The sequence below is a fragment of the Mesorhizobium shonense genome (assembly GCF_040545255.1).
In the GTDB taxonomy this organism is placed as follows: Bacteria; Pseudomonadota; Alphaproteobacteria; order Rhizobiales; family Rhizobiaceae; genus Mesorhizobium; species Mesorhizobium shonense.
Genome location: NZ_JBEPLM010000009.1, coordinates 122,305 through 139,769, shown reverse-complemented (window position 1 = coordinate 139,769; position 17,465 = coordinate 122,305). Strand labels below are relative to the sequence as shown.

18 protein-coding genes and 6 pseudogenes are annotated in these 17,465 nt (G+C 59.6%); 13 read left to right on the top strand and 11 right to left on the bottom strand.

Translation table 11 applies throughout. The features are described 5' to 3' along the window. The first annotated feature begins 327 nt into the window (after positions 1-327). The 4 genes from ABID26_RS22730 to ABID26_RS22715 all read left to right on the top strand — a co-directional run bounded on the left by ABID26_RS22730 (position 328) and on the right by ABID26_RS22715 (position 3,143). A complete protein-coding gene (locus ABID26_RS22730; RefSeq protein ID WP_354416560.1) occupies positions 328-1,299 on the top strand; it encodes a DUF1403 family protein in 972 nt (323 codons plus the stop codon). Between the two features lie 2 nt (positions 1,300-1,301). After that, positions 1,302-2,021, top strand: a complete 720-nt coding sequence (scpB, locus tag ABID26_RS22725) for an SMC-Scp complex subunit ScpB (RefSeq protein ID WP_354416558.1) — start codon at positions 1,302-1,304, stop codon at positions 2,019-2,021. A 190-nt stretch (positions 2,022-2,211) separates the two neighbouring features. Then, on the top strand, positions 2,212-2,628 hold the full coding sequence (locus ABID26_RS22720; protein WP_435528599.1) for an antitoxin Xre/MbcA/ParS toxin-binding domain-containing protein: 417 nt from the start codon (positions 2,212-2,214) through the stop codon (positions 2,626-2,628). Next, complete coding sequence (locus ABID26_RS22715; RefSeq protein ID WP_354416556.1) at positions 2,625-3,143, top strand: RES family NAD+ phosphorylase; 519 nt, start codon at positions 2,625-2,627, stop codon at positions 3,141-3,143. Before ABID26_RS22720 ends, ABID26_RS22715 begins: the two co-directional genes overlap by 4 nt. A gap of 465 nt (positions 3,144-3,608) precedes the next feature. Here ABID26_RS22715 and ABID26_RS22710 read toward each other — a convergent pair. The 4 genes and pseudogenes from ABID26_RS22710 to ABID26_RS22695 all read right to left on the bottom strand — a co-directional run bounded on the left by ABID26_RS22710 (position 3,609) and on the right by ABID26_RS22695 (position 6,614). Continuing rightward, positions 3,609-4,648: pseudogene (locus ABID26_RS22710) on the bottom strand (IS110 family RNA-guided transposase). 123 nt (positions 4,649-4,771) lie between these two features. Then, a pseudogene (locus ABID26_RS22705) lies at positions 4,772-4,969 on the bottom strand (ArsC/Spx/MgsR family protein); the annotation flags it as partial. A gap of 255 nt (positions 4,970-5,224) precedes the next feature. After that, positions 5,225-5,480, bottom strand: a pseudogene (locus ABID26_RS22700) (WGR domain-containing protein). A gap of 129 nt (positions 5,481-5,609) precedes the next feature. Continuing rightward, entirely contained in the window at positions 5,610-6,614 is a 1,005-nt protein-coding gene (locus tag ABID26_RS22695) for an NADP-dependent oxidoreductase (protein WP_354416786.1), read from the bottom strand. Between the two features lie 108 nt (positions 6,615-6,722). Here ABID26_RS22695 and ABID26_RS22690 point away from each other — a divergent pair, with 108 nt between their 5' ends. Further along, on the top strand, positions 6,723-7,607 hold the full coding sequence (locus tag ABID26_RS22690) for a LysR family transcriptional regulator (RefSeq protein ID WP_354416554.1): 885 nt from the start codon (positions 6,723-6,725) through the stop codon (positions 7,605-7,607). A 307-nt stretch (positions 7,608-7,914) separates the two neighbouring features. On the opposite strand, the gene ABID26_RS22685 is transcribed toward ABID26_RS22690, so the two are convergent. Further along, positions 7,915-8,058, bottom strand: a complete 144-nt coding sequence (locus ABID26_RS22685) for a hypothetical protein (protein ID WP_354416552.1) — start codon at positions 8,056-8,058, stop codon at positions 7,915-7,917. A 444-nt stretch (positions 8,059-8,502) separates the two neighbouring features. Between ABID26_RS22685 and ABID26_RS22680 the strand changes: the two are divergent. From ABID26_RS22680 to ABID26_RS22670, 3 genes and pseudogenes are all read left to right on the top strand, one after another. Then, a pseudogene (locus tag ABID26_RS22680) lies at positions 8,503-8,850 on the top strand (DUF1403 family protein); the annotation flags it as partial. A 2-nt stretch (positions 8,851-8,852) separates the two neighbouring features. Beyond that, positions 8,853-9,547, top strand: a pseudogene (gene scpB / locus ABID26_RS22675) (SMC-Scp complex subunit ScpB). Between the two features lie 154 nt (positions 9,548-9,701). Further along, positions 9,702-10,115 (top strand): hypothetical protein, encoded by a 414-nt coding sequence (locus ABID26_RS22670; RefSeq protein WP_348526629.1) that lies wholly within the window; start codon positions 9,702-9,704, stop codon positions 10,113-10,115. A gap of 223 nt (positions 10,116-10,338) precedes the next feature. Here the strand turns inward: ABID26_RS22670 and ABID26_RS22660 are convergent, their stop codons facing one another. From ABID26_RS22660 to ABID26_RS22645, 4 genes and pseudogenes are all read right to left on the bottom strand, one after another. Then, positions 10,339-10,467 carry a hypothetical protein gene (locus ABID26_RS22660; protein ID WP_354416550.1) on the bottom strand — a complete coding sequence of 43 codons (129 nt, stop codon included), beginning with the start codon at positions 10,465-10,467 and terminating at the stop codon, positions 10,339-10,341. 261 nt (positions 10,468-10,728) lie between these two features. Beyond that, complete coding sequence (locus ABID26_RS22655; protein ID WP_354416548.1) at positions 10,729-11,286, bottom strand: hypothetical protein; 558 nt, start codon at positions 11,284-11,286, stop codon at positions 10,729-10,731. Positions 11,287-11,635: 349 nt separating this feature from the next. Beyond that, a complete protein-coding gene (locus tag ABID26_RS22650; RefSeq protein WP_354416546.1) occupies positions 11,636-11,899 on the bottom strand; it encodes a DNA -binding domain-containing protein in 264 nt (87 codons plus the stop codon). A 173-nt stretch (positions 11,900-12,072) separates the two neighbouring features. Next, a pseudogene (locus tag ABID26_RS22645) lies at positions 12,073-12,376 on the bottom strand (5-methyltetrahydropteroyltriglutamate--homocysteine S-methyltransferase); the annotation flags it as partial. Between the two features lie 705 nt (positions 12,377-13,081). On the opposite strand from ABID26_RS22645, the gene ABID26_RS22640 reads away from it, so the two are divergent. Next, positions 13,082-13,390 (top strand): hypothetical protein, encoded by a 309-nt coding sequence (locus ABID26_RS22640; RefSeq protein WP_354416544.1) that lies wholly within the window; start codon positions 13,082-13,084, stop codon positions 13,388-13,390. Between the two features lie 33 nt (positions 13,391-13,423). Continuing rightward, positions 13,424-13,960: a type II toxin-antitoxin system VapC family toxin gene (locus tag ABID26_RS22635; protein WP_354416542.1), complete on the top strand. Its 537-nt coding sequence runs from the start codon at positions 13,424-13,426 to the stop codon at positions 13,958-13,960. Positions 13,961-14,133: 173 nt separating this feature from the next. On the opposite strand, the gene ABID26_RS22630 is transcribed toward ABID26_RS22635, so the two are convergent. Continuing rightward, the gene (locus tag ABID26_RS22630) at positions 14,134-15,153 is read right to left on the bottom strand and encodes an alpha/beta hydrolase family protein (protein WP_354416540.1); all 1,020 of its coding nucleotides are present in this window, start codon (positions 15,151-15,153) and stop codon (positions 14,134-14,136) included. 9 nt (positions 15,154-15,162) lie between these two features. Next, positions 15,163-15,426: a hypothetical protein gene (locus ABID26_RS22625; RefSeq protein ID WP_354416538.1), complete on the bottom strand. Its 264-nt coding sequence runs from the start codon at positions 15,424-15,426 to the stop codon at positions 15,163-15,165. A gap of 42 nt (positions 15,427-15,468) precedes the next feature. Here ABID26_RS22625 and ABID26_RS22620 point away from each other — a divergent pair, with 42 nt between their 5' ends. Genes ABID26_RS22620 through ABID26_RS22610 form a run of 3 tightly spaced genes read left to right on the top strand, consistent with a single transcriptional unit; the run spans position 15,469 to position 17,368 of the window. Then, entirely contained in the window at positions 15,469-16,218 is a 750-nt protein-coding gene (locus tag ABID26_RS22620) for an NYN domain-containing protein (RefSeq protein WP_354416536.1), read from the top strand. Positions 16,219-16,220: 2 nt separating this feature from the next. Continuing rightward, entirely contained in the window at positions 16,221-16,880 is a 660-nt protein-coding gene (locus tag ABID26_RS22615) for a DUF6946 family protein (protein WP_435528598.1), read from the top strand. A 26-nt stretch (positions 16,881-16,906) separates the two neighbouring features. After that, on the top strand, positions 16,907-17,368 hold the full coding sequence (locus ABID26_RS22610; RefSeq protein ID WP_354416532.1) for a PDDEXK-like family protein: 462 nt from the start codon (positions 16,907-16,909) through the stop codon (positions 17,366-17,368). The last annotated feature ends 97 nt before the right edge of the window (positions 17,369-17,465 follow it).

Genomic DNA, 17,465 nt, shown 5'->3' with positions numbered 1-17,465 from the left:
GAAATCGTGAGACTACGTGACAAACTCAGGTGGCCAGCGGCCGGTATCGAAAAGCCTCAGAAAAGCAGCGACTTGACCACAGGCGGGTTCGCTGGGATGCAGGTAGTCTCACGAAAACCGATTCAAAATCGACGGCGAATCTCACGATTACCGATCAGCTGACAGGCTTTTCCAGCGATCCAGGACGAGCGACTTCCATGATTTGCGAGGCTATTCACAATACGTCCGATAATGCAACCTTATCGGACATAAAGCGCTACCGACAGGCTGTGCGTTTCAAGCCGAAATCCGTGGCATAAAGCGCACCCGTGTTTTACCCTCGAAATCATGATTCGCCTCGATCCCCTCACCGCTAATCCCTTGCCCGCCAGTCCCGCCGCGCCGCCGACCGTCCCAGCCTGGGCGCTAGCCGATGGCGGCGCGCTGCATGACGCCGATGCCGCTTTCCAGGCCGGCGCCGCCGTGGGTGCGCTTGATGGACTTGCCCGCGGGCAGCCCGCCTGGGCCGGTGCCTGGCGGCAGCGGCTGGCGCTCAACTGCGCCGCCGCCAGCATGCGGCTCGCCGGCCGCGCCGAGGATGCGGCTGCGCTACGCGACGCCTGGTACCTGCGCCCGGCCGGCGCCGATCCCGGCCCCGCCGGCGCCATTTTTGGCGCCTGGCGGCAGCTGGCCGTGCAGCCGCCCGTCGCCAACGCCGAACGGCTGGAAAAAATCGTCGACCAGCTTGGCCTCCACTGGGACGCCGCGGCGCTCGCCGCCCTTTGCACGCAGATCGAAAAGCTGGCGGAGACGCAGCGGCCGGCGCCGTTCGCCGCGGCGGCTATCGCCGCTCACGTCGTCGCCATGCGGCCCGACTCCGAGCTTTTTGCCTGGTGGCTGGCTGACCTGGTCCTGGCGCAAAGCCTGCGCTGGCCGCGACCGCTGCCGCTGTTGATGGCGCAGGTTTTTGCCGCATCCTTCCGCGCCGAGGCCGGCGGCCGCAAGCGCATCCGACCCGGCGAAGAAGGATTCGAACGCGCGGTTTGCCTGGCGCTGGTCCAAGCTGCGGCCGATGCCTGCCGGCTGGCCGCCGAGCTGTCGCGCCGCGCCGAAAAACTCCTGGCGGTGGCGCCGAAACTGCGCGCCAAGGGCGCCGGCGACGTGATTTTTCTGCTGCTCAATGAAGATGTCGTTTCGGGATCGCTGACGACGAAAAGCCTGTCGCGCTTTGCCGCGCGGCGCCTGTTTGCGCGGCTGCAACAGCTCGAGGCCGTGCGCGAGCTCTCCAGCCGTTCCAGCTTCCGGCTCTATGGGCTGTAGCGATGAGCAAAGCCTCCGCCCGCCGCAGGGCAAACGATCAGCCGGCCTTGCTGGACACCGATCTCGAGCACCTTCCGGCCGAACTGCGCTGGCGCGAATGGATGGGCCGCGTGGAGGCGGTGATCTTTGCCGCCAGTGAGCCGGTGCCGCGAGACGTGCTGGCGCGGGTGGTGGGCAAAAGCTGCAATCTTGATTTAGTGATCGACGACATCCGCGCCGAGCTCGCCGGCCGGCCCTACGAGTTGGTGTCGGTCGCCGGTGGTTGGCAGCACCGGACCAAAAAAGCGTTTGCTGACGTCATCCGCGGTGCCTTCGGCACGGCCGCGGGGCAGGGCGCCGGATCAAAAGAGCTGTCGCAGTCCGAGGCTCTTGTGCTGATGTGCATAGCCTATTTCCAGCCGATCACCCGTGGCGAGCTGTCGAGCTTCTTCGGCAAGGAAGTGTCGCGCGATCTGATCGGTGTGCTGCGTACGCAGGACCTGATCGCGTCGGGGCCACGCAGCCCACAGCCGGGCGCGCCTTATACCTATGTGACGACCAAAAACTTCCTGTCGCAGTTCGGGTTCGACACGCTGCGCCAGCTGCCGGATTTCGAGGCGCTCGAGGATTCCGGGCTCTTGTCGAAGGAGAAACTGCTCGCCGGCGACATCCCGACACTTGCCGCTGGCGAGGATATCGCGGACGACGAGGCCCAGTCGGCTGAGATCGTGGACGAAGGCTAGATCGCTGCCCTGAGCGACCTGGCAAAGACACCTGCTACAGCACTACATTCGTCCCGGTCAGAAATGCGGAAGAGCCTGCTGACGGAGCGAGGCCGATCCGGTGAGGACACGCCGAATGTTGCGCCATAACCTTGCAGACACCGAAAATTGTCCTATATTGTGCCTCATAAGTGAGGCACAGGGTGAGGCAATGGAAACGCTGATAAAAAAAAGGGCGAAGGTAGGTCGCCACTCTGCAAAACCGGATGATGAAACGTTGATCCTGACGTTCATGGACAAGTCCGGCGCGATCTCGAGTGAGCGGGTAGCGGATAGCTTCGGGATGTCCAAGACCCAATTGGCGGAAACGGTCGGGCTTGCCCGCGAGTCGCTTTACAAGGCGGCGCGGAACCGCACGCCGAAGACCCAGACCCGCATCAAGGAAATGCTTGAAATCATCGGCCGGGTGACGGATTGGGCTGGCGGCAAGGAGCAGGCCATGGCCTGGTACCGGGCCCAGCCAATCCCGGCCTTTGGCGGCAGGACGGCCGAAGCGCTGGTCAAGGAAGGCAAGGCCGGCGCGGTTCGTGACTATCTCGACCATCTTGCCGTCGGTGGCTTTGCTTGAGGTTTGAAGGGACGTGCTACCGCGCGCATGATCCGCGTTGGGCCTTCAAGCCGATCTCAGGCGATGGTGCGGCCATTCGGGGCGCGCGCTTTAACCCGAAGGGAGTTCCGACCCTCTACCTCGCACTCAACATCGTGACGGCGGTAAAGGAGGCCAACCAGGGTTTTGCCCACCGGATCGATCCCTGCGTGCTCTGTTCCTATGATGTCGACTGCGAGGATATTGTAGATTTGAGAAACGCGGAGGGCCAGGAGGCGGCCGGCATTCGCCATGACGACATGGCTTGCGCCTGGATGGATTTTCTGGCCGACGGCAAGCGGCCGCCGTCCTGGGCTATCCGCGAACGGCTCGTCAAACAGGGGGCGGCCGGAATTCTCGTGCCGAGCTTCGCGCCGGGGGCGGACGCGGCCGATCAAAACCTGGTGCTGTGGACCTGGGGCGAGGATTCGCCTCACCAGGTCAAGGTGATCGATCCCAGCGGCCGGCTGCCGCGCAACCAGCTGTCCTGGCCCTGATCGAAAGCGGAGGCTGCGCTACGGCGCTACTCTTTCGATACGTCCACAATCTCCCGCACCTCAGTGGCCGGCAAGCCGACCAGCATCGCGCCTCGCCATCGAGGAGTCTCTCGGCGATCTTAGGAACTGCCGACGGCACAGCGGCGACCCGTCCGGATTTGGCGGCCTCACGCAAATGCCGGGACTTCTCTATTCGGCGTGTTGAAGTCAATCACTTTCAAGCTTCCTCTGCCACGGGCATTTGATGTCTTTCGCGAGGCGCTTCTCTTCGGGATCGGCACGTTGGCCCTCCCAGCATGGGATCAGTTGGAATGAAGGGGGCAATCTAAACAGCGTTCTCACCATGTTGCCGCGGTGGAAACGAGTCCCGGCACGTCCTCTCTTCATCCTCCGTCCCGCGAAGGACACTCATCCGCCCTGGCGGATCTCGTTATCGGGCCTTCCCCCTTTCGTAGCTGGACCCGGCTATATCACCGCTGCGGCTCCCTCTCGCGCCCAACGGAACTCACTGCCGTCAGACCACATTCTGTGCATGATGACAGCCAATCTGCGAGCAAGGGCAACAGTCGCTCTTTGTCGGCCCCGGCGCTTGGCGACGTTCATCGCCCAAGCCTTCAGCCATGACCACTTTTTCACCACCGTCAGCAAGACTTGCGCGGCTTCATAAAGCAGCGTCCGCATCATGGCGTCACCGCACAGGGAAACACGTCCGACGCGATTGTCCTCACCTGACTTGATGCAAACGCAGCGTCAACCCGAGAGTTGGCCCTACGGCCTTCGAATTCTTGAAGCGAGCAGGAATGTCGACCGTGGCGTTGAAGGCCAGCGCAACGACAGGGGCCGACACCTGGCACGGTCATCAACCACCTGCACACCGTGTCGCCCTTCACGATCGACAGCAGTCTTTCGTGCAGCACCGTGAACTGCTCGCGAAGTTTCTGCCGGGGAGCGAGCAACGCTTCCATGATGTCGCGCAGTTCCGGAATGTCGCCGGAAAGGTCCCGGATGCGATCCGCGAATTTGCCGGCGCCGACAACGCCAACCTTGAGACCGAAGTTACGCAACAAGCCTCGAATGTCGTTCTCAATTGCGATGGCCTTTTCCTGCAGCAGTTTGCGGGCTGTCAACAGCGCCCGGTGTTTCTGACTCATCAGCGTCTTGACGTGTACCGGCCGGAACAAATTAACCCGCATCATCTGCGCGATGCCGCGTGCATCATTGCGGTCGGTCTTGTTGACCTGTGCCTTGAGAAACGCCTTCGCATGACGGGTTTCGATGCAGATTGCAGGTAATCCAGCTTCCGCCAGGCCACTGAACAACCATGGTGACAAGGGGCCAGCTTCAAGCCCGATCCGAGCCAGATTCCAGGCGGGGTTCTTCAATGCCTCAGCAAGATCGTCCGGATGGCTCGCAACCTTCATCTCTCGGCAAATTCGGCCCCCTTCATCCACGATGCAAACGGAGGTCTCTTTCACGGAGACGTCCAGTCCGGCATAATGCTTCATGCTGCGCTTCCTTTCCTGATGCTTGTGGCTGTTACGCAGACCACGTCTTATCATCAGCTCGAAGCGCAGCACCTCAAACAACCGTTCAAGACGTGGGGCAAAGCCGAATACCCACCTAAACATCTAAGCCGGCGGCGTGCACGCGACCTTCTCGCCGTCTTCCTTCAGGTACTTGCGCACCGGATTGTCCAGGAGCGGCAGCACCGTCTCCGAAGGCCGGCAAAGCCTGGTGGACGTCTCGACGATCGGCCGGTTGATGAGAATGGGGTGGGCGAGCATGACGTCGGTCAGCTCATCGTTGCTCCATTTGGGCTCTTCGAGCCGGTCTGCGGCCTTACCCCCCGCGATATCCGCAAATCGAAAGGAGAGCACCATGCAACAGCTTGCTTCCTCATCGCCACCAGGCAGCGGCTCCGCGCCTTCGGTGAGGTGATCAGCCACTTCTTGCGCAAGGGCAAGCTCGGCTTGAAGTTCGCGATCAAGATCCCGTTCTTCGGCGAGATCGAAGTATCTTTCGAGACCGGCTGGAGCCGGCGCCGACGAGGCGATATCCGCGGCCCGCTTCGGCGGGCCTTTTCATCGCGGCATTAAAGCGCGCGGACGGTAGCCGCGCTTGCGTTTCTGACGGAGCAGATCGAGAAAGAGCTGTACCGCTTCCTCTTCCCGCCCGAAATGATGGACCATCGACTGGCCTGTGGTTCCGATACGGCCCCACTTTCTAAGCAGGCAAACATCTCCGAACAGGTTTGCTTCGATCGACATGGTATAGTAGCGCGCCATGTTCTTCGAGGTCCGAGCGTTCGACATGGAGATTGTAAGGTTGCGAGATCATAATGTCAGCATCGTCGATACTGGTGGTCCAGTCCAACGACACTTATGAATCGGTCGACCCGCATCGACTCATATCGGTGATGTGGTCCGCGCGACGCTCCTCGGCCCAAACCTGGAACGCCCTACTCGTTCAGAGCTTGACGAGTTGTTTGCCGAAATTTTCACCCTTCAACATGCGCACGAACGCATGAGGGACCAACTCGATACCCTCCGCAATATCCTCCTTCGTCTGAAGAAGCCCCTGCTTGTACCAAGAGAGAAGATCGGCAAGGGCGGGCTCATATTCGCTCGCGTGGTCGTCGAGCAGGAAGCCCTCAATACGGGCACGCGCAATCAGCGTCCTTCGGAGATGGCGGAGCCCGATATCCGGTTGATCGAGCCGGTCTGCCAAAGCAATCGTCCCGACGGCGACCACCCTGCCAAACGTGCTGAGGTTCAGCATGGCTGCATCGTGAATGGGGCCAGCGGTGTTGTCGATGAAGACGTCCACCCCATTCGGGCATGCCGCAGCGACATCGGCAACCAAATCGGCCGAAGTACGGTGGTTGACGGCTGTCCGGTAGCCAAGCTCCTTGCACCATTCGAGCTTCTCATCGGTGCCGGCCACGGCAACCGGATCAAGGCCCTTGATACGCGCGATCTGACCCGCGATCTGGCCGACGGCACCGGACGCCGCGGAAATCAGCACCGTTTCACCCGGCTTGGGGCGGGCGGTCTTGAGCAGAGAAAAATAGGCCGTTAGACCGGGCATTCCGAGGTAGCTTAGGGCGGCCTGCATGGGAGCGTCAGTGGTGGTCACGATCTTTGCCGATGACGCCGGAACGACGGTGAAGGGCTGCCAGCCGAAATAGTCGCTCATCACGATCTGACCCGGGCTGAAGTCAGATGATCCGGATGAAATCACTTCCCCGACGCCGCCTCCCAGCATCAGATCGCCCAGCTTGAATCCCGCGGCGTAATTCTTCGCCGGGCTGATGCGGCCACGCATGTAAGGGTCCACTGAGAGCCAAAGAGTTTTGACCAGGAGCTCTCCGTCTGACGCTTCCGGAACAGGGCGATCTTCAAGTGCCCAGTTCTCAGTCGTGGGCATTGCCGAGGGATGGCTCCGAAGGATCCAGCTGGGATTTCTTGCCATGACGATCTCCATGAATGGAAGGCTGCCTCCCTGTGATGCATAGATTTGCATTCCGTGTTAATGGGCGCTGCGCGAGAAAGATTGTTTTGAATTGCGAAAGAATGACCAATGGACATGGTTGAGGCCATGCGCGTGGCTGTCGAGGTTGCGCGACACGGAAGCTTTACCTTGGCAGGCCGCGAGCTCAGAATTTCCGCACCCTCGGTGAGCCGGATCATTGCCGAGCTTGAGGCGGACCTTGGTGCGCGGCTGTTTAACCGCACGACCCGTCAACTCAATCTGACCGATGCCGGATTGGAATTCGTGCAAAAAAGTGCCGGCCTCTTGGAGGAACTCGACCATATGCGGAATATGGTGCGCGAGCGCCACGACACCCCGCGCGGTCTGTTGCGCGTGTCGTGCGTTACCGCCTTTGGCAACGAATGCCTGGCACCTGCAATCCCTGACTTCATGCAACGGTACCCTCAGCTGAGTGTCTCGGTCGATATCGGAAACCGTTTGGTCGACCTGATCGGCGAGCACTATGATGTGGCGCTCCGCGTCGGGCCGCTCAGCGATTCATCCCTGATCGCTCAAAAGATTTCGACGCAGCAGATCGTGTTCGTCGCTTCGCCGGACTTCTGTCTGAAATTCGGCACGCCGCTATCGATCGACGAGATCAAGGATTGCCCGTCGGTCACGCAGGTCAGCGGAGAATGGGGCCGCACGCACCAGTTCAATCACCACGGTGCGACCATCCATTTCGACGTTCCCCAACATCTAACCATGAACTCGGCGCGCGCAGTCAGGAACGCCTGTCTGACCGGATACGGCTATTCCTTGCTCCCAGACTTCATGGTGGCCAAGGACATTCGCGAGGGCCGCCTGATACGCCTCCTGCCTGACCTTGAGCCCGTCGAGCAACCGATCTATGCCTTCTACGCGCAGCGGCGCCATATGCCGGAGAAGGTACGGGTGTTCATCGACTTTCTGCGAGAGGCATTTGGTCACTGATGGGCGGGCCACGGGCCGCCCTATTGTTCGCGGTAGCGTTGGCCGAGCAGTGGGTTTGCCAGAACCAGCAACTGTTTGCGCCACAACAAGGCGACCTACGCACCAGGGCGGCGCTCTTCGCCCCAGGGATGAGCAAGATCGTCATCCAACAACAATGCGCCGATCGAGTGTCCGGCTCGGGGCGGCTTCGGTCTGGCTTGAAGCCGTTCGGCATCTACGAGGCGTCGACAGGACGTCGCTGAACCGAGACTGTAGAGATCAGCAAAAGTTTGTTGAAGGACAGCCCTTAAAGATAGGCGGTGCCAAATCAGGCCGGTTGATGCTGGCTGTCGGATTGCTCAAACAAAAAGGTCGCCGGATCGCGACCGAGCGCTTTGCCGATAGCGGCGATCGTATCGACGCTGACATTGCCGTCCGCGTCGGCGAACTTGTTGAGGGTGATCTCCGACACACCCAGGAGCTCCGCCATTTGATAGAGGAGCAGATTGCGGCGCCCACGCTCGCTGTTGATGATGACGGCCAGGCGCGCGCGGATCGATTTTTCGGTGAGCTCGTGCCCCCGATGGTTCCACCTCGGCGCTGCCGACCAGAAGTGTCGCGATCGACACCTGCAACGCCTGGGCCATCTGTTCGATCGTTCGCAGCGTCACATTGTTTCGCTTTTCGGCGGTGCGAATGGAAGTGCGGTATGCGAGCCCTTGACCAGGGGACGTCTTGAAAAGTCCCGCCATCTGTTGATGGCGAAGCTTCCGCCTACGGCGCTCGGTCTCAAGGAACGACCCGATACTGTCCCGAAGGGGGTTGTTCACCTCGCCGCTTCGTTTGGCAGCATGAATCTATGTATTCGCACGAACTCGCCTTTTCGGTACACCTTTTTCCTGGGCTAGCCTAGGGATTCGGGCGGGCATTCCGCGCCGAAGACGGCAAGCGCGTCCGACCCGGGGGAGACGGATTTGAGCGCGCGGTGTGCCTGAGGCTGGTTCAGGCGGCGGCGGAGGCCTGCCGGCTGGCCGCGGAGCTGTCGCGCCGCGCCGAAAAACTTTTGGCGGTGGCGCCAAAACTGCGCGCCAAGGGCGCCGGCGACGTGATTTTTTTGCTCTTGAATGAAGATGCCGTCGCCGGATCGCTGGTGACAAAGAACCTGTCGCGCTTTGCGGCGCGGCGGCTGTTCGAGCGGCTGCAGCAGCTCGAGGCCGTGCGCGAGCTGTCGGGCCGGCCGACCTTCCGGCTGTTTGGGCTTTAGCGATGAGCGAAGCCTCCGCCCGCCGCAAGCCGAGCGATCAGCCAGCGCTGCTCGACAAAGAGCTCGAACACCTACCGCCAGAACTGCGCTGGCGCGAGTGGATGGGCCGCATCGAAGCGGTGATCTTTGCCGCAAGTGAGCCGGTGACACGTAGTGTCCTCGCGCGGGTGGTGGGAAGAAATTGCAATATCGACCTGCTCATCGACGACATCCGCGCCGAGTTCATCGGCCGCCCTCTATGAGTTGGTCGTGGTCGCCGGCGGCTGACAGCACCGGACCAAAAAAGCCTTTGCCGACGTCATCCATGCCGCATTCGGCACGCCCGCCGGGCAGGGAACAAAAGAACTGTCGCAGTCGGAGGCTCTGGTGCTGATGTGCATTGCCTATGTCCAGCCGATCACGCGTGGCGAGCTGTCTTCCTTCTTCGGCAAGGAGGTGTCGCGCGATCTGATCGGCGTGCTGCGCGCGCAGGACTTCATCGCTTCGGGGCCGCGCAGCCCGCAGCCCGGCGCGCACACCTATGTGACGACCAAGAACTTCCTGTCGCAGTTCGGGCTCGACACGCTTCGCCAGCTGCCGGATTTCGAGGCTCGAGGACGCCGGCCTGTTCTCCAAGGAGAAGTTGCTCGCCGGGGACATCATGCCGGGATTTGTAGATGCTGGCTTTGATGCCGCAGACGCTGCCATCGACGAATAGAAAAATCGCGCTCCACTCACAGGATCAACGTCGAAGGATTGCACCTGAGAAGTAACGGTTCTTGTGCGCCGCGAATCGTATAGTCGTAGAACAGATTTCCGATCATGCCGTTTTGGGTTATCCTGCGACGTCCGCAGCCTTGCAAGAGAACCACATGCCGAACCGGATTCCGCTCGACCCCAAATTGCCAAAGACTTTCGATTCGACGCCGAACGACAAGCGTTCCAAGGCGCAGCTTGATGCATGGTGGGATCGTCCCTACGGCATCACTTTGGGGGACGGCCGCATCGAGGTCCGTTGTCTCAACGGCGGTGCTTGGGACCGCTCGACACATCTTGGTGTCGCAGACAACTACGATGCCGCCTGTGCATTGGCCGAGGCGAAGCAAGCGGGATGGCTGAAGTTTCGCGGGCGGCCCACACTGTGTCTCGACTCCGATCAGGTTTTGGTGATCCGCGCGGCACAGCGGCCGGACGAAGCTCCACGGCAGTTGGCAACGTTCCGTTCCTCGCAAGCGGCGAGCGAATACGTGAGCGCCAACTACCCGGAAGAGCAAAGCAAGAGCTGATCAAAACCTGCGATCCTGCGCCGCCATCGTCAGAACGCTCGAGCGTGCGTAGACCAAATCGGTTGACGTCAGCAATGGCTTGCGGTGTCTGGTCCGACGCGCTGAGGGACCAGCCAGACGGACCGGCTTATCAGCCGCGACCTGATCGGCAATCTGCGCTCCTTTGGCTTCATCGCATCCGGCCCGCGCGCGCCACAGCCGGGCGCGCCGTGCACGAACGTCATCACGCAGGAAGGTGCTTGAGGCGGTATTGCAACGTGCGCCGCGGCGGCCGCTCTTTCAGCGAATCGGCGATCTGCTGCGCCGTCGCACCATGGTCTTGGCGGCGCACGACCTCCCCGATCGCCCGCAATTCCTCTTCCAGAATACGCCTTACCATGCGTGCTACTTTGTTGCGCCTAACGCCGCTATGCGCAATTAAGCACACCCACGCGCAATTTTCCAGACTATGCGCAGCTATACCTCCTATGCGCAATTTCGGATGCTGCGGAAGCCGGATGCGGCGCCTCGGAGCTGCCGGGGCGCATGGATTGCGTTCTGACCCGAGCGCAACGATGAGGGTTCCGGGACGGGATAACACCTAAGCGCGAATCGAACTCGAGCTTCATCGCGGCTAAAGGTTGGTGAGGTCGTTCGGATATTGACCGCCCCTCTGGAGGAATTGGCTCCAGGTTTCCCTTCCTTGTTTCGAGACAACACGGTGTGTAGGATCATCGGAAGCTTCCTCGATAAGACCGAGGCGCAAGAGCGGTGCGATCGTTCTGTCACCAAATAGTTTCTCATAGGTCCGCTCCTGCAAGTCGAGCATCCATCCGGGCGTTCCACGTTCGGTGGTCGCAGGAACAAGACGTCCGCCGGGGGCAGGTCGGTCGCCACGCGACAGGGTGAACAGGCAAATGGTCCAGAACGCGTCCCGCGGCCGAGGCGGTATCAGCGCCCATACCATCGGTCCGTTGTTAGGTTGCTCGGCTACGGGAACGGCTTCGTGTTCACTGTCACGGAGTCCCTCCCGGTACGCTCTTTCAAGTGCATTGGCGATTGCGCCTGCGGTATGGACCGATATCCCGTATTTCCGGTTGTAGCGATCTTTCGCGACGATCTCACGTGCAATTTCTCTGAAGCGAGCCTTGCGATATCGATCGGAAGATGGGCGCCCTGATGGCCTGTTCATGGCCGGGCCCTCTGCATTACTGATGACAGGTCAGCACGCTTCTCGATGATCTGACGGATGTCGAATGAGCGGCGCGGTCGACAGTTGGCCAGCTCTTTCGTTTCTGGAAGGCCTGCGTCCCGGTCCCGAGGAGAATGTCGAATTGGCATTGCTGGCGTCTTATCGGCGGACCTTGGATCGATCGGTGCAGCCTTGCTCGCGCTCGCGGGCAAGGAGAATGGGCGGGGCGAGGCAGCCCGTCCGATTTCGCCGACGCCGTTGAACGTCAGCGCGAAGAAGTGCCGAACCGCTCCCCGGCATCGGCGCAGCTTCAACCCTCGGCTTTGTCGGCAGCCGTAAAATGGCATGCTCAGCCTGCGAACAGTTCTTTATAGCCTGTCGTAATCATCCAGTTCGCCCGGTCGAGGTGACTGCGCGCGGCATTCCTGGCGCGTTCAGGTTCGCATTGCGGGTCGATATCGAGGATCTTCTGGGCCATTTCTTCGTAAGTGCCATCGTCGGCAGCGGCATCCAGAAATCGCAAGTAGGTCGTGAAGTGCTCTTTGTCGTAAGCCGTGAGACTGTCCGACCAGGGGACTTCAGTGGCGATAGGTGCCTTGCCGGTTGCTGACATAAGGTCTCTCCGCATTCCAGTTGTGCAAGTAGCACTGCTGTTCGTACGATGAGAAGCTAGGGCTCTGCTGCATCACTTGCAACCCTCGGTTGGAAACGTTTTTTTGCCGCTTCTGAAAGCTTCTGAACGCGTCCAGACCGCGGCCAGCCGCCCGTCGACCAGAAGGGTCGTGCGGCCCGGGACGCGGCGGCGGAGGCGGAGGCCTTTAATTCGACCTGCACCGTGCGTTCCTGCCCTCCGACAAGGCGCGCGACAGGACGACCAGTTCGTCCATCGCCGCGAATGCGAGCCAGGATTTGACATTCGTGTCTTCCAGCGCGTCCTCCAGGTCGAGATCGATCGGCACGTGCAGCAGGAGCAACACATCCGATCCGAGGGCCAGCCGGCTACTGCGGGCTTTATGCGGTCCAGGATGGCGGGCAAGTCGGCGCACCACGCGTTGCGGTCGTCGATCAGCCCCAGCGACAGCACGGTTTTGCGATCAGGATGATGAACAGATTCAGTAAAGAAAGGGCTCGAACAGGCCTCTGCAATGGGTATCTCGACAGCCCGCTGCAGAGCGCCTCGAGCGTCCAGCGACAGAATGCAAAGTTCGCGGAACATAACACGCTGCCCCGTGCACGTTTTCGCTTGGAGCAGCATTGCTTCCTATGCTCCCGGGCACATCATGCTAATTCGACTCATGACCGAAAACTTCCCAGCTTCAGGCAAAGACAGGCTACGCCTCATTGCTCGCCGAGTTGAAGGAGCGCATCCGGACAGCTCGCCTCAGTGCCAGCTCTTTCCGTCAACCAAGAGCTGCTTCTCCTCTATTGGAGCATCGGCCACGACATCTTGAACGGACAAAGCGATGCTGGCTGGGGGGGCGCGTATCATCGATTGCCTGGCTGCCGACCTGCGCCGAGACTTCCCGGAGACCACGGGTCTCTCCTCCCGAAAATTGAAATCCTTGAGGGCACTCGTCGAGGACTTCCCGCGTCCCTACTTTCGCGCCGAAGAGTGCCGAAGAGTCAAGAGATGAGTCGTAGCGGTGATTCCTGGCCATCTTTAATCGTTGCCGTTCGATGCTATGTTCAACAAATCAGCATTCTGTTCAACGCGAGGACACGGCTATGGCGAAGGCGATAAAACCAGGGTTCACGAAAAGAGCAGGTCACGGATGATTAGCCATGCGAGGTGGCAGTGACGTCTCTCAAGGCAAAGGTCGGGCGTTCCGCCAAGACTGGAAAGTTCGTCGTTGTCGATGCAACTCGCTTTGAGGCAGTGATGAAGGCTGCGGAACACTCGGGCCTTCTCGGTGAAAAAAGCGCGCGCATCGGTGGTTGCATCAGTCCCGCGCTGTTGGAGCAGGCAAAGAAGCAGACTGGGATTCAAACTGATACCGATTTGATTGAATTTGCCCTGGCCAATGTGGCGCTCGACGACGATTTCGGAAAGACGTTCAGTGAGGTTCGAGGCACGGTCGATCCGTCGCTGAAACTGGGTTTCTAGCGTGGCGGAATTCAGTTTCGACGCGTCGGTTCGGTGGGCTCCCGGTTTGATCCGCAGCGGACATTGTCTCGGCGGCCCGACCTGCCCTTCATAAGCGAACAGGCGGAGGCAGGCCAGGAGCTGCTGCTCGATACCTGCGTTTACATCGACGGCTTGCAGGGGCGAGCACCAGATGCCGTCGCCGATCTGGTCAATATTCGACGGAGCAACCACTCGACGGTTGCGGTGCAGGAACTCATGCACTCGGTCGGAGTGCTCGATCCCGCTCACTCCGGTACGAGGCGCGTCGTTAGACAGATTGGGGTGGTCGTCGCAGGCATGCCGGCACATCGGGTCTTTACCCCCGATGCGGATGTGTTAGGGCGTGCGGCGCACCTATCAGGTATCTTGTGCCGGCTCCAGGGCTATCAGAAGGATGCAAGGTTTCGCGCTTTGCAGGGACGCGTTCTGTTTCTTCAGGCGCAGAAGCTCGGATTCTCTGTCCTGACTGCCAACGTCTCGGACTTCGACTATCTGCTCCAACTCATTCCAGCCGGGCGGGTATTGTTCTATCGCCGCATCGAGCTTTGATGCGACGCCATCGCCGAGGCCTTCCTGGAGGTGCTCGAGCTGGTGCGCCTGGCCGCCACGCTCGAAGCGGCCGAGCGGCTGGAAAACGACGGCGAGGCGGCGCTCAAGCAGTGGCGGCTCGACGTCGAGCGGGCGCTCAATTCGTAGCTAAACCCGCGAACCCCAGATCTCCGCTAGGTGGGAGACTCTTTGAAAAATCGCAGCATCTTCCTGGCTGCGATCATGTTGTAGGGAAAAATCCCAACAGACGAATGTCCGCAATTGAGACGCAGGACCTCAGGCGAACGATTGCATTTCGTCAATACCTCTATCACCCGATCCGAAGCTTCTGGACGCGCGATCGTGTCGTCCCTGCCAAGCACGAACATCACATCCAGGCCAGGACGCGTCAGACCCCACGTATGCATCTCGAGGCTAATGAGTCCCCAAGCGGTTCTCAAATCTTTGAGTGACATGGCTGGTTCAATACGACCACGCAACGACTTCATGGTTTCCGCTGTCCAAACAAAATCAGCAGGGCTCATTGGCGATACCATGAGAACCGCTTTATCAACCATCTCTTCCTGAGCAGCGATCAGACCAGCAACCGTGCCACCTAAGCACATGCCTACAACCGAGATTTTTCGATACCTCTGACTATGAAGCCAACGGACAATCTTACGGCCATCCAATACCGCCTGTCTCATCGATCGGACGGTGCGTCCCAAATTCGCGTTGAAAAATTTTTCCTCGGAATAATCGTCGGAACCACGACTAAAGTGATATGGGAGGGTAGCCTCAACAACTGTTATGCCCCTTGCGGCAAAGAACCTGGCGAATTTTGAGAAACGGTTCCGCGCGTACCAATGATGAAACACAACAAGCGCATGCTCTTTCGATCCACCACCGGTTACCCTACATTCAAATGTATTGTTGTCGTCATCTATGGATGTGATATCGGACTGGAAAAGAACAATATTTCCTTTTTCGTTTAATGGTTCTGAGGGCAAAATCGGGGAGAAAAACCGCTCTCCTTTGGAAAGCTCCGTGAACGTCAGTTCACCGCTTGCATATCTGTCCTCGGCCTCGTTAACTGCAAACGCCAAGGAAGCATCATAACCAAACCCTATGGACCTGTGATCGGTACGCCTCTGCCGTTGTAAGGTTCTCAAGATGTACTTGCGATCATGACGACGCGCCAGATAACGAAACATACCTCTCCCCTATTTCTTGCCTACAAGAATGTCGTGTTCCCCGGCCTCTCTCGCCCAGTGCAGCGACAGCATTGCCTTATCGCCTGTCAAAACTTCCTTGATGACAAGCCAAGATGCGATTTTGCGGGAAGATTCGCTGCGCTTGCCAGCCAAACCCGGAGGACATGCGAGTGATATACCTTGTGGTGGCACAAAGTCGGACATTGACAGCCAAGAGGCCCTCTGGTCAGCAATACCAACGTTGATGCAGGAGACCAAGGTCTTACCGGCCATGCTCCGGCTGTAAGGCTGATCCCAAAGGGAAGGTAGGCGCCCATGGCCACAGACATACGATCTCCGCGCCTTGCTGTGCTGATTGATGCGGACAACGCCTCTGCCAAGATCGCTGATGGTCTGTTCGAGGAAGTCGCCAAGATCGGAGAAGCGAGTGTCCGGCGCATCTATGGCGACTTCTCAGGCACTCGGTCCAAAGGGTGGGCTGACGTGCTTGCCCGGCACGCAATCATTCCCCAGCAGCAGTTCGCCTACACCACAGGTAAGAACGCCTCTGACATCACGCTCGTCATCGACGCGATGGATTTGCTTCACAGCGGCAGGTTTGATGGGTTTTGTTTGGTCTCCTCAGACAGTGACTTCACGCGCCTTGCTGCCCGGATCCGAGAACAGGGAATCGATGTATACGGGTTCGGGGAACAGAAAACGCCCGAGAGCTTCCGACAAGCCTGCCGTCGTTTTGTTTACACAGAGAACCTGGGAGCAACGGCAGCAGGCAACCGTCCACACGCGGCCCCAACGAGGGCTTTGCAGTCTCCCAGCGTCGCCGCCGCCGCAATAGAGAAGGCGCTAGCCCAAATGGAAGGGGATGAGGACGGTTGGGTGCCGCTCAGTGGCGTGGGCGCTCAACTTGCCAACCTAGCGTCAGATTTCGACCCGCGAACATTCGGCTTTCGGAAGCTCAGCGATCTCGTTCGCGAGACTGGTGCGTTTGAGATTGATCAGCCCGAAGGCGGGCGGCTCCGTATCCGATCAAAGCCAGCGTCAACGAAGCGTCGAAAAGGAAGGTGACGATGGCTAGCCACATGCTACGAAAGATCAATCGAACAAGGGTTTATATCCCCAGCCAAGGCCCGGCGAGTTGGCAGGGATTTCTCGCGGAGCCTGTTAGACAATGGCGAACCGGCTGCTCGGCAAAGACGCTCGCTCACTGCTGGGAGAGTGCCGATGGCTTACCGCATGAGATCGCGCAGATGTTCGACGACCCGGCCAAGTTATTACTGGCCTTGCCTGAACACAAAGTGCCACTCGACGGTGGCAACCGTGACAGCCAAAACGATGTGTTTGCGCTCATTCGGTTCGGCGAGCAGACTTGTGCTGCAACCATCGAAGGCAAGGTAAGCGAGCCATTCGGCCCGACGGTGGGCGAGTGGTATGCCGAACCGTCGCGGGGAAAGCGAGACCGTATGCGCCAGCTATGCGGTTTGCTCGGCTTCGATGGGATGCCACCAGCCCATGTCCGTTACCAGCTGATGCACCGGACGGCTTCCGCGCTGATCGAGGCTCAGCGGTTCAAAACCGATGAGGCAGCGATGATTGTCCACTCGTTCTCCCCAGGCCGAATGTGGCTTGACGATTTCGCGACTTTCGCAGGTCTGTTCGGCGCGGAAGTCAGACCTGACCTGCCGAGCACATTTATCCTAAAGTCAGGGCAGCGGCTCCGTTTGGGTTAGGCTACCGGCAACGAGGATTTTCTCAAATGCTAAAAGCTCCAGCGGGGGCCAATCCGATCGGCATGGGGACGACTGCACCGCGGCGATACACGACCAAGCAAATGGGTGATGCTTGTGAAATGATCGTGGCCGCGGAACTCACCCTGGCTGGTATCCCCGCCTTAAAAGTTCCCGACAACTGGCCAGGCTATGACGTGATCGCGCAACCGTTCGATCGGCCAGCACAACGTGTTTCGGTGAAATCGAGGACATTTAAACGTGGTGCTGCCATGTCGGCTACAACGACTATGACCAATTCGATTGGTTGGCGATTGTCCTGTTACCGTCCGATGAGTTCAAGGCTCGCGCAATCTACGTTGTCCCACGGCAAGAGGCCGAGCGGCTGGCGCGACGTGATAAAGCAACCAGTAAAACCGCTGCGGAACGATACTTCCGGGTCGATCAAGTCCCTGACCTGTTTGCAACATGGAACGCCAACTTCCATTTGACTACGCCTAACTGCTAAGGTTGCCCCCCTGCAGAATTGCAGTGCTGCAATCCGAGCTGAGAATGTCAGGACTCGCCTCGTCCCTCACTTTCGGAATA

Bases quoted from the DNA above. Each gene is read 5' to 3' on its own strand.
- ABID26_RS22630 (WP_354416540.1), bottom strand. From the start codon at position 15,153: ATGTTTCGTTATCTGGCGCGTCGTCATGATCGCAAGTACATCTTGAGA.
- ABID26_RS22730 (WP_354416560.1), top strand. From the start codon at position 328: ATGATTCGCCTCGATCCCCTCACCGCTAATCCCTTGCCCGCCAGTCCC.
- ABID26_RS22690 (WP_354416554.1), top strand. From the start codon at position 6,723: ATGGACATGGTTGAGGCCATGCGCGTGGCTGTCGAGGTTGCGCGACAC.
- scpB (WP_354416558.1), top strand. From the start codon at position 1,302: ATGAGCAAAGCCTCCGCCCGCCGCAGGGCAAACGATCAGCCGGCCTTG.
- ABID26_RS22610 (WP_354416532.1), top strand. From the start codon at position 16,907: ATGCTAAAAGCTCCAGCGGGGGCCAATCCGATCGGCATGGGGACGACT.
- ABID26_RS22620 (WP_354416536.1), top strand. From the start codon at position 15,469: ATGGCCACAGACATACGATCTCCGCGCCTTGCTGTGCTGATTGATGCG.
- ABID26_RS22695 (WP_354416786.1), bottom strand. From the start codon at position 6,614: ATGGCAAGAAATCCCAGCTGGATCCTTCGGAGCCATCCCTCGGCAATG.
- ABID26_RS22625 (WP_354416538.1), bottom strand. From the start codon at position 15,426: ATGGCCGGTAAGACCTTGGTCTCCTGCATCAACGTTGGTATTGCTGAC.
- ABID26_RS22615 (WP_435528598.1), top strand. From the start codon at position 16,221: ATGGCTAGCCACATGCTACGAAAGATCAATCGAACAAGGGTTTATATC.
- ABID26_RS22670 (WP_348526629.1), top strand. From the start codon at position 9,702: ATGCCGAACCGGATTCCGCTCGACCCCAAATTGCCAAAGACTTTCGAT.
- ABID26_RS22655 (WP_354416548.1), bottom strand. From the start codon at position 11,286: ATGAACAGGCCATCAGGGCGCCCATCTTCCGATCGATATCGCAAGGCT.
- ABID26_RS22650 (WP_354416546.1), bottom strand. From the start codon at position 11,899: ATGTCAGCAACCGGCAAGGCACCTATCGCCACTGAAGTCCCCTGGTCG.
- ABID26_RS22720 (WP_435528599.1), top strand. From the start codon at position 2,212: ATGGAAACGCTGATAAAAAAAAGGGCGAAGGTAGGTCGCCACTCTGCA.